Genomic DNA, 16,663 nt, shown 5'->3' on the forward strand with positions numbered 1-16,663 from the left:
ATACCGAACAACCCATTGGCAGTTGCACACGAGATTGCAAACGAATTCAGCGAAAGAAACAGGAGCTCCAACATGACCATCGAAATGATCGAAGCCGAAGAATTCAACCAGGGCACCCAGATCAAGGTGATCGGCGTGGGCGGCGGCGGCAGCAACGCCGTCGAGCACATGATTGCCCGCAGCGTGCAGGGCGTGGAGTTTGTCTGCGCCAACACCGACGCGCAGGCATTGACCCGCAGCTCGGCCCACCGCCACATCCAGCTGGGTGGCAGCGGCCTGGGCGCCGGCAGCAAGCCCGACAAGGGCCGTGAAGCCGCCGAAGCCGCAGTGGACGACATCCGCCTGGCCATCGACGGCGCGCACATGCTGTTCATCACCGCCGGCATGGGTGGCGGCACGGGCACGGGTGCTGCACCCGTGATCGCCCGCGTGGCCAAGGAAATGGGCATTCTCACCGTGGGCGTGGTCACCAAGCCCTTCGACTGGGAAGGCGGCCGCCGCATGACGAATGCCGACAACGGCCTGGCCGAACTCGAAGCCAACGTCGACTCGCTGATCGTCGTGCTCAACGAGAAGCTGCTGGAAGTGCTGGGCGATGACATCACCCAGGACGAAGCCTTTGCCCATGCCAACGACGTGCTCAAGAACGCCGTGGGCGGCATTGCCGAAATCATCAACGAATACGGCCACGTGAACGTCGACTTCGAAGACGTGCGCACCGTGATGGGCGAGCCCGGCAAGGCCATGATGGGCACGGCCACCGCAAGCGGCCCGGACCGCGCCCGCATCGCTGCCGAACAGGCCGTGGCCTGCCCGCTGCTCGAAGGCATCGACCTGTCGGGCGCCAAGGGCGTGCTGGTGCTGGTGACGGCCGCGAAGGGCAGCCTCAAGCTGTCCGAATCGCGCCTGGCCATGAGCACCATCAATGCCTACGCTTCGCCCGATGCGCACGTGATCTACGGCGCCGCCTACGACGACAGCCTGGGCGACGAGATCCGCGTGACCGTGGTCGCTACCGGCCTGTCGCGCCCCAACGCGCGCCGCCAGCCGATTTCGGTGGTGCAGGGCGGCCTGCGCACCGGCACGGACAACGTGGCTTACCAAATGCCTTTGACCGGTGCGGGCACCCTGGGCTCGGCCATGGGCGTGCAAGGCGGCCACGCCGGCAGCACGCAGGCCGACTACGGCAGCATGTCGGTGCCCAGCGTGTGGCGCACCAACCGCACGCAGGCGGCAGCCCGCGTGGACGCACTGTCGTCGGGTGGCATGGACGATCTGGAGATCCCGGCTTTCCTGCGTAAACAAGCAGATTGATTCGGTACTCCCCCCTGAGCGGCTACGCCGCTTCACCCCCTCTCTCGCTGCGCGGGAGGGGGGACGACACCAGCGCGGCGGGGCGGCCCTTGCGCGGTGTCTCTGGCCTGGGTCGCGCCAGTTTTGGTCCGCCGTTGTCCGATTGAGCGGTCCTTTCGTCAGGCACCTCAAGCACAGCGTTCAGAGGCGTAGCTGTTAAACGTCCAATTGCGCAGTGACTCAACTTGCTCTCACTAACTGAATTGAACCAATCCGTTTCCTATCAAGGTCATAGGAAGCTGCGGATGGTTTTCGCGGGGTCGCCCCACTAAAATCGCCGGATGCTCCAGCAACGCACCCTCAAGACGATCACCCGCGCCGTGGGCGTGGGCCTGCACAGTGGTCAGAGGGTCGAGCTGACCTTGCGGCCTGCGCAGCCGGACACCGGGATCGTGTTCCGGCGGGTGGACCTGCCGCAGCCGGTGGACATTCCGATCCGCGCCGAGGCCGTGACCGACACCCGTCTGGCGTCCACCATCGCGGTGGGCAGTGCCAAGGTGCACACGGTGGAGCACCTGATGTCGGCCTGCGCGGGGCTTGGCATCGACAACCTGTACGTGGACATCACGGCCGAAGAGGTGCCCATCCTCGACGGGTCGTCGGCATCGTTCGTGTTCCTGCTGCAGAGCGCGGGCGTGGAGCTGCAGAACGCGCCCAAGCGCTTCATCCGCGTGCTCCGCCCGGTGGAGGTGCGCGAGGGCGAGGGTGCCAACACCAAGTGGGCACGCCTGGCGCCTTACCACGGCTACAAGCTCAGCTTCGAGATCGACTTCGACCACCCTGCGGTGGACTCCACCGGCCAGCGCGTGGAGTTCGACATGGGCGCTGGCAACTACAGCCGCGACATCGCGCGCGCCCGCACCTTCGGCTTCACGCGCGATGTGGAGATGATGCGCTCCAACGGCCTGGCGCTCGGTGGCGGCCTCGACAACGCCATCGTGATGGACGACTACAAGGTGCTCAACAGCGACGGCCTGCGCTACGACGACGAGTTCGTGAAGCACAAGATTCTTGATGCCATGGGCGACCTGTACCTCATCGGCAAGCCGCTACTGGCGGCCTACAGCGCGTTTCGCTCGGGCCACGGCATGAACAACCTGCTGCTGCGCGAGCTGCTGGCGCAGCGCGATGCCTGGGAAGTGGTGACCTTCGAAGACGAGCGCCAGGCCCCGGGCGGCTTTGCGCAGCCGGCGCGCGCCTGGTGACCGCGGGTCTGGCTGGCCGGCGGACCGGCCCTGTTGCGCACTGCTGAAAGGCACGTCCCCCATGATCATCGTTCGCTGGCTCGCCATCTTTTTGCTTCTGGCAGCGGCTGTCTCCTTCGGTTTCTACGTGGGCACAGGCCAGGCCCACTACAAGCGCATCGGCCTGGCCATCCTGAAATGGACGGTGATCGCCGCCGTGGTGTTTTTTGCGGTGGTGCTGATCGACCGCGTGACCTGACAGCTCCTGCCCTGTACCGCCGCGGTTTCCCCCAGCCCGCACAGTGGCCTATACTCGCGCCTGCTCCGGGGTGCACGTAGGGGCCTGCTTCGACAACATCGAACAGGCTGCTGGGCGTGCTGAGACGGCGGACCTTACCGCCGGAACCGCGAACTTGATCTGGTTAGTACCAGCGTAAGAAGAGCTGCAGTCGGAATTTTCCGCACCTGAGTACCAACACCACGCCCACCGGGCAGCGTTGGTGCGCAACGTGCGCACAGCAGGGGCCTGCCCAGGCCTTGGCGGTGCGCCCGGGCACCCGCCAGGGGGCGTGCGGTCCATGCCGGCCTATTGCGGAGCACAGATCCATCCCACCGATAGGAATGTGCCCGCCATGAATGCCCCCGACAAGTTCGCCCATTTGCTCGCGCTCACCCGCGAACCCTTTCCCGCTTCCACCAAGAGCTACCTGACCGGCAGCCGCCCCGATGTCCGCGTGCCCGTGCGCGACATCGCGCTCACCAATGGTGAGCAGGTCAGCGTGTACGACACCTCCGGCCCTTATACCGACCCGACGGCCACCATCGACGTGCGCCAGGGCCTGGCCAGCGTGCGCGGTGGCTGGATCGCCGCGCGCGGCGACACCGAGCTGTACGACGGCCGCCAGCGTGTGGCGCTGGACGACGGCAGCAAGAGCGAAGACGCGGCGCGCCTGGCCCAGCTGCGCACCGAAGCGGCCGCGCTGCAGCGCCCGCCGCTGCGTGCCAAGAGCGGCGCCAACGTAACCCAGATGCACTACGCGAGGAAGGGCATCGTCACGCCAGAGATGGAGTACGTGGCCCTGCGCGAGAACGGCAAGCGCGAGTGGATGGCCCAGTACATGCAGGACGCGGGCCGCGAGCAGCGCCTGATGGGCAATCCCATGGGCGCGAGCATCCCCAAGATCATCACCCCCGAATTCGTGCGCGATGAAGTAGCCCGGGGCCGCGCCATCATCCCCGCCAACATCAACCACCCCGAGGTCGAGCCCATGGCCATCGGGCGCAACTTCAAGGTCAAGATCAACGCCAACATCGGCAACTCGGCCGTCACCTCCAGCATCGAGGAAGAGGTTGAAAAGCTGGTCTGGGCGATCCGCTGGGGCGCCGACAACGTGATGGATTTGTCCACGGGCAAGAACATCCACACCACGCGCGACTGGATCGTGCGCAACTCGCCCGTGCCCATCGGCACGGTGCCGATCTACCAGGCGCTGGAGAAGGTGGGCGGCGTGGCCGAGGACCTGACCTGGGCCATCTTCCGCGACACGCTGATCGAGCAGGCCGAGCAGGGCGTGGACTACTTCACCATCCATTCCGGCGTGCGGTTGGCGTACATCCACCTCACAGCGCAGCGGCGCACGGGCATCGTCTCGCGCGGCGGCTCCATCATGGCCAAGTGGTGCATGGCGCACCACCGCGAGAGCTTCCTGTACGAGCACTTCGAGGACATCTGCGACATCATGAAGGCGTACGACGTGTCGTTCAGCCTGGGCGACGGCCTGCGCCCCGGCTGCGCATCGGACGCCAACGACGAAGCGCAGTTCGCCGAGCTGCACACGCTGGGCGAGCTGACCCAGGTGGCCTGGAAGCACGACGTGCAGACCATGATCGAAGGCCCCGGCCACGTGCCCATGCACATGATCCAGGCCAACATGACCGAGCAGCTCAAGACCTGCCACGAAGCGCCGTTCTACACCCTGGGCCCGCTGACCATCGACATCGCACCGGGCTACGACCACATCGCATCGGCCATCGGCGCGGCCATGATCGGCTGGATGGGCACGGCCATGCTGTGCTACGTGACGCCCAAGGAGCACCTGGGGCTGCCCGACCGCGACGACGTCAAGCAAGGGATCATCGCGTACAAGATCGCCGCCCACGCGGCCGATGTGGCCAAGGGCCACCCGGGTGCCCGCGCGCGCGACGACGCGCTGAGCCAGGCGCGTTTCGACTTCCGCTGGCAGGACCAGTTCAACCTGGGCCTGGACCCCGACACCGCCAAGGAATACCACGACGAGACGCTGCCGAAAGACAGCGCCAAGGTGGCGCATTTCTGCTCCATGTGCGGCCCGAAGTTCTGCTCGATGAAGATCACGCAGGAGGTGCGCGAGTTCGCCGCGCAAAAGGGCATGGCCGAGTCGGAAGCGCTGGCCCGCGGCATGGAGACCAAGGCGGTGGAGTTCCAGCGCCAGGGCGGTCAGCTGTACGTGCCCATCGTGGCCGAAGGCGCGGCGCCAGGGCAGGGCAAGGCCTGACGACCCAGGCCCCTGGACACCAAGCGAAAGGACGCCGCGTGCGTCCTTTTTTGGGGTTGTCGTATCAGTAGGGGTGTTCCCGTAGATCGCATTCACATTAGCCCGGCTACTGGCTCCAGGGTTTCCCTGCTGCGCCTGGGAAGCCGGGGCTTACCCTGTGCTTTTGACAGGCCCGCACAGCATATAGTCGCGCCCACGCCCGGCCCAGAAGGACGGGTGGTGGCGTGGCACCAAATTTGCTATGCTGGGTTGTCTGTTAAAAAATGTAAGGAAGAGCCATGAATGCTCTGGGCCGTTTTTCGATCCGCACCCGCCTGTACTTCGGAACCGTTTTTTCGCTGATATTGCTGGTCGTCATTGGCGCCATGGGTTATGTGGCACTGGACCGCACGCGCGGCACGCTGCAGGTGCTGTTCTCGGAGCGGGTGCAGACGCTGACCGACATGTCCGAGCTGCGCACCACACTGGGTGATCTGCGCCGCACCGAAAAAGACATCATCATCAATTTCAACAACTCGGTCGAAGTCTCCGCACTGCGCGAGACCTGGGCCAAGACCCTGGCCGCCCTGCGCAAGAGCCTGGCCGATGTGCGCCAGGTGCAGTCCGGCGATGCAGCGTTTGTCGAGTCCATCGACAAGTCGCTGGCCGAGATCAAGCAGTACGAAACCGGCATCTCCCCCATCTTCGAGCAGATCGAACGCGCGCAACTCGACGGTGCGGGCGGTGGCGCCTACGCCGACCGTTTCAAGGTGCACATGGAAGCCACCGACAAGCTGTTCTCCAGCCTGGCCACGTCGGCCCGCACCCAGATGGACGAGGCCCGCGCGGGCGTGGAGTCGCGCGCCAAGGCCATGTCGGCGCTGATCGGCATCGGCCTGCTGCTGGGCCTGGCGGTGCTGATTCCGCTCACGTTCTTCAGCGTGCGCTCCATCACCAAGTCCCTGGGCCAGGCGCAGGAGCTGGCCGAGCGCATCGCCGGCGGCGACCTGTCGCGCGACGTGGTGGTGATGAACCACGACGAAGTGGGCCAGCTGGTGGTGTCCATGGGCCGCATGCAGGACGCGCTGCGCGGCCTGGTGCGCCAGGTGCAGGACTCGGCCGGCAACATCTCCACCGCCAGCTCCGAGATCGCCAGCGGCAACCACGACCTGAGCCACCGCACCGAGCAGACGGCGGCCAACCTGGAAGAGACTGCATCGTCGATGGAAATGCTGACCAGCACCGTGCAGCAAAGCGCGCAGTCTTCGCGCCAGGCCAGCGACTTCGCATCGTCTGCCGCCGAGGTGGCCGCACGCGGCGGCGCCGTGGTGTCGCAGGTGGTCACCACCATGGACCAGATCACCACCAGCTCGCGCAAGATCGCCGACATCACGGGCGTGATCGACTCCATCGCGTTCCAGACCAACATCCTGGCGCTGAACGCTGCGGTCGAGGCCGCACGGGCGGGCGAGCAGGGCCGCGGCTTTGCCGTGGTGGCCAGCGAAGTGCGCAGCCTGGCCCAGCGCAGTGCGGCGGCGGCCAAGGAGATCAAGGGCCTGATCGGCTCGTCGGTGGAGCGCGTGGAAGACGGCTCGCGCCTGGTGAGCCAGGCCGGTGCGACGATGACCGAGATCGTGAGCAGCGTGCGCCGCGTGTCCGACATCATTGCGGAGATCACCGCGTCGTCGGCCGAGCAGAGCGACAACATCGGCCAGATCAGCCAGTCCGTCACCCAGCTTGACCAGATGACGCAGCAGAACGCCGCGCTGGTGGAGCAGTCCACCGCCGCGTCGGAATCCCTGCGCGAGCAGGCCGTGCACCTGACCAGTGCCGTGCGGCAGTTCCGGCTGCAGGAAGGCGCCGCGGGGTCTTCGCCGGCGTTCGGTGCGCCTGGCGAGCCCTCGGCACCCGCGGTGGCCCAGGCAGCGCGCCGGCCCGCGCTGCAGATTCGCTGACCCTGCACAGGGCACAGCCCACACGCAGAAGGCCGGGCGACCGGCCTTTTGCTTTTTGCTCAGGCCCTGCCGCGCAGGAGAATCAGCGGGCGCTGGACGCCGCAGCCGCACCGGTGGCGGCCGGCAGGGCGGTGGCGGGGTTCACGGGGGCAGCGCTGCCCGTGGCTGGCGGCACCGTGGCCGCAGACGAAGCCGCTGAAGCCGGCGCAGGCGCCGTCGCTGCCGGAGCCCGCGCAGGCGCAGTGGTCCACCGGTCGAACCACTGCAGGCGCCACGCAGCCGCCCCCAGCGCCACCACCACCACGAGCGCCGCCGCGCTCCACCACAGCGGTGCCTTCGACTCCGCAAACGGGTCCTGCAGCGTGCGGCGCGCAGTGGCAGGCACTTTGGCCGTCTGCGACAGCGAGCTGCCCAGCCGCGTGTTGATGCGCATGCGCCCGTTGATGGCCCAGCCGCTGGCATCCAGCAGCGGCCCCAGGCTGCGCTGGCGCAGCTTGAGCCAGGCGATCAGCATGCTGGGCCCCGAGATGGCCAGCACGATGCCCGCCAGCGCCAGCGGTATCCACACCCCCAGGTCCACGAACTTGGCGAACACGCCGACCAGCACTGCGCTGATGCTGCCCAGCGCGACGCCGATGGCCGCCACGGTGCCGACATCGGTGCGCCGGGGGACTGCGGCGGTGACCGTGTCGGCAGGGGTGCCGGCGGCCTTGAGCGGCGTGTTGGCCAGGGCGCCCGCCGTGGTCCCCAGCGACTTTTGCGCCCGTGCCTCGCCGGCCGCGGCGCGCTTGGCGACCTGCTCCTCGATCAACCGCACGAACTTCTTGTACGGCGACAGGAAGGCCTGGGCGATGCTGGTCGGGTTCTCGACGATGCGGGTGATGGTGGCATCCCAGTCCTGGCCCTTGCGGTCGTAGAACACGCCGTTGCGGCCCACGAAGAGGAAGTCCACATCGCCGGCGGTGAACGCCGCCACAATGCCCATCTTGTGGCCCTTGCGCGTGCACTGGCAGTAGGCCAGGTAGGTCTTGGCCAGGCCGGCCAGCTTGGCGTGCTGCGCCGCGTCGGCCACCTGCACCGTGAGGTCGCAGCTGCGGGCGTCCAGGTACAGCGTGCCCGCCTGGAAGATCGCACCCCGGCGCTGGTAGAACGCCGAAAACGACACGAAGTTGTTCAGCAGCTCCAGCAGATCGCGCTTGAAGCGCAGCAGCTTTTCCAGGTCTTTGGTGTGCTCGTTGTGCTTTTGCTCGGCCTCGTCCTCGGCGATCAAATCCATCACGCGTTGCCGCGCGTCACTGCTGTACAGCGTGTGAAGCACCTCGTCACCCAACGCATCCAGCGGTGTGGCGGGCCGGTCTGCCAGCCACTGCTGGCAGGGCGCCAGCGCCTGGCCGATGGTGTGCCATTCCTGCTGCGTCAATGCATCGGCCTGTCGCCCCAGCAGCGGCGCCACCGTGTGGTCGCGAAAGTCGCGCAGCGCGCGGGCCCAGGCCGGGTTTACGCCCTCGTTGAGCGGCAGCACGGCCTTGGGGGTGATGGGCGCCAGCGGCAACGCCGTGATGGAGGGCGACGACAGGTCCAGCTGGGTGCCCGCCATGGCGGTGTATTCCTCCAGCGACGGGTTGAGGGCCGTGGCCGCGCGCAGGTCGTAGGCCGCCAGGCGGCTGCGGGCGAAGAAGTCTTCCACCTTGTGGGCGACCGCGTTCATGGCCTGGGTGGCCTGGAGCGTGTGTTCACCCAGCGCGAGCGCAGTCGTCGCATCCCGGGCCTTGGCGGCCCAGGCGGAGATCTTGTCCAGGTCGGCAAAGAACGCCTCGGCGCGGGCCCGGTCGATGCCGGGCAGCGGCGGGTCGCCCACTGGCGGCGTGCTGCCCTGGGTCTTGAGGATGTGTTCGATGGCCTTGCGGGCGAGCGCGTCGTCCTGCGCAGTCTCCACGGTGATGATGCCGTCGCCGTTGAACCGCAGCGTGCTCAGGTGTTCGCTGCGCGCCACCACGTCGGCCAGCGATATCACGCTGGCGTCCTGCTGTCCCGACATCGACAGAATGCGCCGCGCCGCGTTCGCCAGCGCTGCACCGGGCTCGGTGCTGTCATCGATGGCCGCAATCTCCAGCGTGTCGCCGGGCTGCGTCAGCTCGTCGGGGTTGCGCAGTTGCGCGCAGGCCCAGGCGCAGGCCGCCAGCAACTCGGGGGGGCGGATGCGGCCGTCGTGGTCGGTGTCGATGAGGTCCAGCGTGCGCTCGTCGAACTCGATGCCGCGCGTGGGGCAGGCCAGCGCCACCCACAGTTTCTGGTCCAGCTCCGGCAGCCGGGCGATGTCCTGGCCGGATCGGATGATCACCTGGTCCACGCCCCCGGCGCGGAAGAATTGCCATGGGTGGGGCTGGGTGGTGGTTGGGTGCATGAAGGTTCGGGCGCTGTCGGCGATGGATGAAGGCGGAGCAACACCGGCGGATGCAGCAGATGCAGCGGGTGCACCGTCAGGTTGCCAAGCCTGTCATTCTTCTCAAAGCGGGCCCTGCGCTCCAGCGGTCACGGGCCAGTGGGTTTGTCGGACATCGCTGACAGCGGGCGCCGGGGTGCTCTGTTCGGTATCAGCCTGAAGTCACGCGGGGCCGCAGTGTGACGGGACGTTGACGTCAGGTGACGGAGGATTTTGGGATTTTTAGGCCTCTACCGCTTGTTAGGTATGCGTTAGCAGCTATTGAAAGCATAGCAATCGCTGCAAGTGCAAGGCCGGGCCAGCAATCGCTGAGAGGCCGTCAGCGGTGCAGAGGTAGCGTGAGCAGAGCGCAGCGGCGGGCTCAGCGCAGACGAAAGGGCAGGGCGCGTCAACGCCGCGCGAGCCCGGGCCCCACCACGGGCCACCCGCCACGGAGCTCTGTCAGTCGCGCGTGACGCGCAGCACTTCTTCCCGGCTGGTGATGCCCGCGGCGATGAGGCGTTCCGCATCGTCGCGCATCAGCGCCATGCCGTCGGCCATGGCGGCAGTGCGGATGTCGGCTTCGGATGCCTGGTTGTGGATCTGCGCGCGGATGGCGTCGTTGGTCACCAGCAGCTCGAACACGCCGGTGCGGCCCGTGTAGCCCGTCTGGCCACAGTGCTCGCAGCCGCTGCCATGGCAGTGGCTGCAGTACTTGCGCACCAGGCGCTGCGCCAGCACGCCCAGCAGCGACGACGACAGCAGGAAGGGCTCCACGCCCATGTCCGTCAGCCGTGTCACTGCGCTGGCCGCGTCGTTGGTGTGCAGCGTGGCCAGCACCAAGTGGCCCGTCAGCGATGCCTGGATGGCGATCTGCGCAGTCTCGAAGTCACGGATTTCGCCGATCATGATGATGTCCGGGTCCTGCCGCAGGATGGCGCGCAGGGCCTTGGCAAAGGTCAGCTCGATCTTGCTGTTGACCTGTGTCTGCCCCACGCCCGGCAGCTCGTACTCGATGGGGTCTTCCACCGTCATGATGTTGTTGCGCGTGGCGTCCAGGCGCCCCAGACCCGCATACAGCGTGGTCGTCTTGCCCGAGCCCGTGGGCCCGGTCACGAGGATGATGCCGTGCGGCTGCGAGATCAGGCCTTCGAAGCGGCGCAGCGTGTCGCCCTGCATGCCCACGGCTTCCAGGCTCAGCTTGCTTTCGCTCTTGTCCAACAGGCGCAGCACGGCGCGCTCGCCATGGGCGCTGGGCAGGGTGGACACGCGCACGTCGATGGCCCGCGTGCCCAGGCGCAGGCTGATGCGGCCATCCTGCGGCAGGCGCTTTTCGGAGATGTCGAGGTCCGCCATGATCTTCAGGCGCGAGATCAGCGCGGCGTGCAGCGCGCGGTTGGGCTGCACCACCTCGCGCAGCGTGCCGTCCACCCGAAAGCGCACGCTGGAGTGGCGCTCGTACGGCTCGATGTGGATGTCGCTCGCGCCGTCGCGCGCGGCCTGCGTGAGCAGGGCGTTGAGCATGCGGATGATGGGCGCGTCGCCGGCGGATTCCAGCAGGTCTTCCACCGCGGGCAGCTCCTGCATCATGCGCGAGAGGTCGGCATCGCTCTCGACCTCGCTCACCACCGTGGCGGCGCTCGATTCGCTGTGCGAGTACGCGGCGCTGATGCGCTGCGCCAGGCCCGGCGCGTCCAGCGGCAGCAACTGCTGCACCGCGTGCTTGCGCAGCACTTCAGACAGCGCGCCGGCGTCGGGGGCCGGGCCGTGCCACAGCACCAGCTGGTGGCCGTCATCCTCCAGCAGCAACTGGGCGGTGCGGGCAAAGGCGTAGGGCAGGGGGTGGCGCATGGTGTGGGCGGTCCCTGGCTTACAGCGGCTGCGCCGCCACCGTGGCGTTCAGCGCCAGCTTGCCGCGCACAGTGGCTGCGGCAGCCTGGGCAGCCTCTTCGGTCGCATAGGGACCCACGCGCACGCGGGTGGCTGTGCCGCGGTTGGTCTCCACCGACTGCAGCGCCAGCGGCAGCGCCGAATTGCGCAGGCGGGCCATCGAGGCCATGGACTGCGCGTCATCGCCGAAAGTGCCGACGTTGACGTAGTACAGAGACACAGTGCTGCTCATCGGCGTGGTACCCGGCACGGGCTGCGCTGGCGGCGTCACTGGTGTCAGCTCTTGCAGCGGCGCAGGTACGGGCACGACGGATGGAGGGATAGGGGCTGGACGTGCCACGGGAGCCGCGCGCTCGGCCAGTGCCGGCAGCACTGGTGCCCCGGACACCGAGCCCATCACCAAGCTTGGTGCGGGCTGGGTGGAGTGTTGCAGCGCGCGGATGGCTTCGTAGCGGTCGACCACCAAGGCTTCGCTGGTGGCGTTGTCACGCACCACGATCGGCCGCAGGAAGATCATCAGGTTGGTCTTGCTGCGCTTGCGGTTCTCACTCTTGAACAGGTTGCCCACCACGGGCAGGTCGCCCATCACGGGGACCTTGTCTTCGCCCTGCGAGTAGGTGTCCTCCAGCAGGCCGCCGATCACGATGATGCTGCCATCGTCCACCAGCACGTTCGACTCGACCGAGCGTTTGCTGGTGCTAGGGCCGTTGACGTTGTTGCGCGTGGCGTCGTCGATCTTGGAGATTTCCTGGTAGATCGCCATCTTCACGGTGCCGTTCTCGCCGATCTGCGGGCGCACCTTGAGCATCAGGCCCACGTCCTTGCGCTCCACGGTGGTGAAGGGGTTCACCGTGCTGCTGCCCGTAGAGTTGGCGTACGAGCCTGTGACGAAAGGAACGTTAGTCCCGATGAGGATACGGGCCTCTTCGTTGTCCAGCGTCATGATGTTGGGCGTCGAGAGGACATTGGCATCGCCGCTGTTCTGCAGAAAGTTGGCCAGTGCGCCCAGGTAGTACTGCCCGTTGATGCGCGGCGCCAGGGCCAGGTTCAGGCCGCCGCCCAGGCCGGCCGCCGCCGTGGCGATGGTAGTGGCGTTGCCCGAAGCGATGGCCGCTGTCACGCCCAGGATGTTGGCTCCGGCAGCGCCGGAATTCGTGCCGATGACGCCCACGGTGCCATCGCCCTGCTTGCCCAGGATGCCCTGCCACTGGATGCCGAACTGCGCCACTTTGTTGGCCGCGACTTCGACGATCAGGCTTTCCACCAGCACCTGTGCACGCCGCCCGTCGAGTTGGTCGATCACGGCACGCAGCTGGCGGTATAGCGGCTCGGGCGCCGTGATGATGAGCGAATTGGTGGTGGGGTCCGCCTGGATCTGACCGCCGGTGGACGGCTGGTTGTTGTTGGTGCTGGCGGTGCCCATGGTGTTGTTGCCACCGCCCAGCCCTCCGTTATTGCCGGCTGACAGGCCCGTACCCGTCGACAGCATGCTCCCGCTGTTGTTGCCGCCGCTCAGGCTGCCGCTCTGCGCAGCGGGGCTGCTGGCACCGCCGCCGACGGCGGCACCCCCCGAGCTGTTGCCAGTGCCCATCGCCGCCATGGCAGCGCGCAGTGTGGTCGCGAGCTTGGTGGCGTCGGCGTTCTTGAGGTAGACCACATGGATGTTGCCCGTGGCCGCACTACTGCCGGGCACGGGTGCCTGGTCCAGCCGGTCCACCAGTGCGCGTACCTGCGCCACGCGGGCCGGGTTGGCGGCGCGCAGGATCAGCGAGTTGCTGCGCGGCTCGGCGATCAGCGTGGTCTTGAACGACGTGTCCGATTGCCCCTGGCCAGCGGCCGGCACGCCAACGGCGGCACTGCCGCCGTCGATGAGGCGCGCCACCAGCGGCGCCAGGTCAGTGGCCACGGCGTTGCGCAGAGGGATCACCTCCACGTCGCTGGCGTTGGAGACGTCCATGGCCGCCACGATGCGCGCCAGGCGCTGCAGGTTGTCGGCGTAGTCGGTGATCACCAGCGAGTTGTTGCCGGGGTTCACGTTGATGGTGTTGTTGGGGCTGATCAGGGGGCGCAGCACGGGCACCAGGTTGGCCGCGTTTTCAAAGTTCAGCTTGAAGATCTGCGTGACGATCTGCCCGCCGCCGGGCGCGCTGCCGGAGCTGCCCTGCACCACGCTCACGCTGCCGCCCTGCAGCTTGGCGTCGGCCTCGGGCACCACCTTGTACAGGCCCGCCGCTTCGACCACGGTGAAGCCCTGCAGGCGCAGCGCTGCCAGGAATTGCTGGAAGGCCGCTGCCGGGGTCACGGCGCGTTCGGTGACGAGGTTGAGCTGGCCCTTCACGCGCGGGTCGACCACCACGTTGCGGCCGGTGATGGTGGCCATGGTGCGCGCGACGGCCTCGATCTCGGCGTTGGCAAAGTTCAGCGTGACCGGCTCGCCGGAGCGCACGCTGCCGGTGCGGGTGTCGATGGCGGTTTGTGCATTGATTTGGCCGCTGACGCAAGCCAGCAGGACGCTGGCAGCTATCGCTTTGAGAGCAAAGTCGAGGCGGGGTGAAAACAAGGAAGTCATAGGGTCAACCCACGGTGATGATGGAACGCGCGCCGCTGCGCCGTCCAATGATGTTCAGAAGATTGGCTAGGGCCGCCTCGCGCTCGGGCGCGGCACTGGCCTCGCCCGTGAAGCGCAGGCGCTGGCCCACCCATTGGCCCGAACCGCTAAGTTGCAGGTGTCCGTCGAGCGTGCTCAGAGTGAGCGTGGGCACCTCGCCGCCCTGCACTGCCAGCCGGTAGCTGCCCATGGGGCGCAGGGTGGACAGGCGCGATGACATCGCCCGTGCGTCCAGTTGCGCCTGGCCTGCCAGCGCCATGCGGCCCGCGCTCCAGCGGGCGGTGAGGCCGCGGGTCTGCAGCACCAGTTGGCCTTGGGGCTGCAGGGTGTTCCAGGGGGTGCCCAGGCCGGTCAACACGGACGCGGGCCACAGGCTTTCGCCGTCGATCACGGTGAGCTGTGCACCGTACAGGCCCGCGCCGATCTGCAGTTGCAGCGGCTGGGGTGTGCAGCAGTCCGCATGGATCTGCGCGCGCAGGCCGCTGAAGCTGGGGCGTATGCGCCAGTCCAGGCGGCCGGGCAGGGCGGCGCGGTCTTGGCTGGCGCTGCCGCCGGTCAACACCAGTTGCGCCGACCCGGTCCATACCGTGCCGCGCGCCTGCAGCAGCTGCACCTGCCCCCCGGTGGCGTCAGTCATGCTGTGGGCCAGCCACTGCGCCGGCGCAAACACCACCATGGCGGGCAATACGCCTGCCAGGGCGCCCGCCAGCGCCCAGCCCCAGGCAGAGCGGGGCGTTTGCGAAGCAGGTGGTCGGTGTCGGGAATAAGTGGCCACGGGGTTGGGGGATGCGTTCAGTGCGTGAAGTCGTGCAGGCAGTGCTGGTCAGGGCTGGGCGGGCGGCAGGGCCAGGACCAGCGTGCCATCCCACCGCGGCATGGCGCGCGCGCCGCCCAGCACCACGGGTGCTGCTGCCCCGTTGGCGGCTGCGGGTGCGGCCGCGGTGCTGCGTGCCAGGCGTGCCTCGATGGGCGAGGCCCGGGCGTTGCTGCGGGCCTGGGCCAGCCATTGGCCCAGCGCATCCGCAGGCGCGCCCTTGAGCGTGACGGTGGCGCGGTCGCCGATGACATTGATCTGCGCCGTGTTGCCCAAGCGCTGTGCCAGTGCCGCGCGCAGCGCACCCACCGAGTCGCCGCGTGTGTTGCGGGGGGTCGACTGCAGCTGTTGCGCTTCGGTGCGCAGGCTCTGCATGTGCTGCAGCTGGGCGTCGAGTTCGGCATGGCGCGCGGGCGCGGCGCGCAGCGTGGCCAGGGCCGGGGCCACGGCCACCCACCACAGCAGCGCAAAGGCCACGAGCCCGCTGGCGGCCAGCACCAGGTTTTGTTCGCGTGCCGCCAGTGCGTTCCAGCGGGCGCGCAGTGCGGCGCCGGAAGAAGAAGTGCGGGTGTTCATGGCGCGCCTTTCGCACTCGGTGGCAGACCGCCGTCAGCGGCACGCAGCAGCAGGCTGCCGTCGTCCACGCGGGCCTGGTAGCCTGCGGCCTGCAGGCGCGCAGTCAGCGCGGGTTCTTCGTCCGGGCCCAGTGTCACGCCGCGCAGGCGCAGCTCTCCGGGGGTGTATTCGATGGCGGTGGGCTGGCGCCCTGCAGGCAGCGCTGCGCCTGCAGCGGCCAGCAGAGGTTCCAGGTCGCGGGCCGACACGCTGCCGGCGGCTTGCCGCAGCTGCGCCAGTTCGCGCTCCATCTGCACGGGTGCGTCGACCACCACCTGCACTTTGGGGAAGGTCTGCGTCAGGGTCGAACGCACGGCGGCCTGCTTGGCCACCATGGCCTGGCGCTCCTGCCAGGCCCAGGCATTGAGGCCCACCAGATGCGCCACCAACAGCAGCGCAGCACCCCAGCGCGCGGCGCGCCACTGCGGGGCTTGCAGCAGTGCGCTGGCCAGGCTGCCCGCCTTGCGCAGTGCGCGGGTGCGGCCGGTACTGGCCAGGTCGAACTGCGCCAGGTCCCAGTCGCTGCGCGCCGCGTCCATGGCGCGCTGACTGGCGGTGTGCAGCGTCACGCGCTGGCCCAGCGTGCGCTCGGCCAGGGCCGCCACGGCCGGCTCGGCGCGGACCACCAGGTCATCGTCCTCTTCGCCGGGCACAGCGTGCGCGGCCGGCAGGCCTGCACGCGCAAGTGCCAGGGCCATGTTTGACAGCGGGAGCACGGCCACGCCGTAGTGGGCGCCCTGGCCTGTCAGCACCACGCAGGCCTCTTCGGGTGTGCCCAGTGCGCACAGCTCGGGGCGGCCGCTGGCTGTGGGGCCAGGCGCAAATTCGGGCACCACGCGCGCCACACGGCGGCCGGCGGCCTCCAGCGCTTGCAGGTTTTCGCGCAGCCAGGCGCGGTCGCACACGGCCACCCACAAGGGCTCGCCCGCCTGCGCGCCGGGCTGCAGTGCGAAATGCAGTTGCGTGGCGTCGTCCAGCAGGCGGTCTTCCAGCAGGCCGTCGAGCACCGAGCGCAGACGCGGCGTTTGCTGGCCCGCACCCAGCGGCACGCCGGGGGGCAGTTGTACGCGTTGCCACGATAGCGCGCTGGCGGGCACCACGGCCACCACTTCGCCGCCCGGGCGCGTGGGCTCGGGCAGCAGTGCCGCAGGGGCGGTGGCGTGTCGAATGGCGGTGTGGCCGTCCGCCGTCAGCGTGTAGCTGTACTCGGTGGCGGGGCCCGGACGGGCCGGCGGCAGGAAAAGGATGAGGGTGCTCATGGACGGGTTTTGCGGGCCATTTTAGGGGGCGGACTTGACACTGGCAGGCA

General features: G+C 68.2%; 11 protein-coding genes. 5 read left to right on the forward strand and 6 right to left on the reverse strand.

What is annotated here, in order from left to right; genetic code table 11:
* Nucleotides 1–72: 72 nt before the first annotated feature.
* From ftsZ to ACSQ3N_RS04820, 5 genes are all read left to right on the forward strand, one after another.
* Nucleotides 73–1,314, forward strand: coding sequence for a cell division protein FtsZ (gene ftsZ, locus ACSQ3N_RS04800; protein WP_056173145.1), 1,242 nt, complete (start codon nt 73–75; stop codon nt 1,312–1,314).
* A 320-nt stretch (nt 1,315–1,634) separates the two neighbouring features.
* Nucleotides 1,635–2,558 carry a UDP-3-O-acyl-N-acetylglucosamine deacetylase gene (gene lpxC / locus ACSQ3N_RS04805; RefSeq protein ID WP_056173149.1) on the forward strand — a complete coding sequence of 308 codons (924 nt, stop codon included), beginning with the start codon at nt 1,635–1,637 and terminating at the stop codon, nt 2,556–2,558.
* A 61-nt stretch (nt 2,559–2,619) separates the two neighbouring features.
* Entirely contained in the window at nt 2,620–2,796 is a 177-nt protein-coding gene (locus ACSQ3N_RS04810) for a hypothetical protein (RefSeq protein WP_200912413.1), read from the forward strand.
* A 373-nt stretch (nt 2,797–3,169) separates the two neighbouring features.
* A complete protein-coding gene (thiC, locus tag ACSQ3N_RS04815) occupies nt 3,170–5,071 on the forward strand; it encodes a phosphomethylpyrimidine synthase ThiC (protein WP_436145725.1) in 1,902 nt (633 codons plus the stop codon).
* Nucleotides 5,072–5,349: 278 nt separating this feature from the next.
* Nucleotides 5,350–7,005 carry a methyl-accepting chemotaxis protein gene (locus tag ACSQ3N_RS04820; protein WP_436145726.1) on the forward strand — a complete coding sequence of 552 codons (1,656 nt, stop codon included), beginning with the start codon at nt 5,350–5,352 and terminating at the stop codon, nt 7,003–7,005.
* 82 nt (nt 7,006–7,087) lie between these two features.
* Here ACSQ3N_RS04820 and ACSQ3N_RS04825 read toward each other — a convergent pair whose 3' ends face one another.
* The 6 genes from ACSQ3N_RS04825 to gspL form a co-directional block, all read right to left on the reverse strand.
* Nucleotides 7,088–9,409, reverse strand: coding sequence for a hypothetical protein (locus ACSQ3N_RS04825; RefSeq protein ID WP_436145727.1), 2,322 nt, complete (start codon nt 9,407–9,409; stop codon nt 7,088–7,090).
* Nucleotides 9,410–9,889: 480 nt separating this feature from the next.
* On the reverse strand, nt 9,890–11,278 hold the full coding sequence (locus ACSQ3N_RS04830; RefSeq protein WP_056173161.1) for a GspE/PulE family protein: 1,389 nt from the start codon (nt 11,276–11,278) through the stop codon (nt 9,890–9,892).
* Between the two features lie 19 nt (nt 11,279–11,297).
* Nucleotides 11,298–13,886, reverse strand: a complete 2,589-nt coding sequence (gene gspD / locus ACSQ3N_RS04835; protein ID WP_436145728.1) for a type II secretion system secretin GspD — start codon at nt 13,884–13,886, stop codon at nt 11,298–11,300.
* A 4-nt stretch (nt 13,887–13,890) separates the two neighbouring features.
* Nucleotides 13,891–14,700 (reverse strand): type II secretion system protein N, encoded by an 810-nt coding sequence (gene gspN / locus ACSQ3N_RS04840; protein WP_436145729.1) that lies wholly within the window; start codon nt 14,698–14,700, stop codon nt 13,891–13,893.
* Between the two features lie 48 nt (nt 14,701–14,748).
* Nucleotides 14,749–15,315 (reverse strand): type II secretion system protein GspM, encoded by a 567-nt coding sequence (gspM, locus tag ACSQ3N_RS04845; RefSeq protein ID WP_436145730.1) that lies wholly within the window; start codon nt 15,313–15,315, stop codon nt 14,749–14,751.
* On the reverse strand, nt 15,312–16,613 hold the full coding sequence (gene gspL, locus ACSQ3N_RS04850; protein WP_436145731.1) for a type II secretion system protein GspL: 1,302 nt from the start codon (nt 16,611–16,613) through the stop codon (nt 15,312–15,314). Before gspL ends, gspM begins: the two co-directional genes overlap by 4 nt.
* Nucleotides 16,614–16,663: the final 50 nt, after the last annotated feature.

It is taken from the genome of Acidovorax sp. LjRoot194, from assembly GCF_964253015.1.
Taxonomy (GTDB): Bacteria; Pseudomonadota; Gammaproteobacteria; order Burkholderiales; family Burkholderiaceae_C; genus Acidovorax.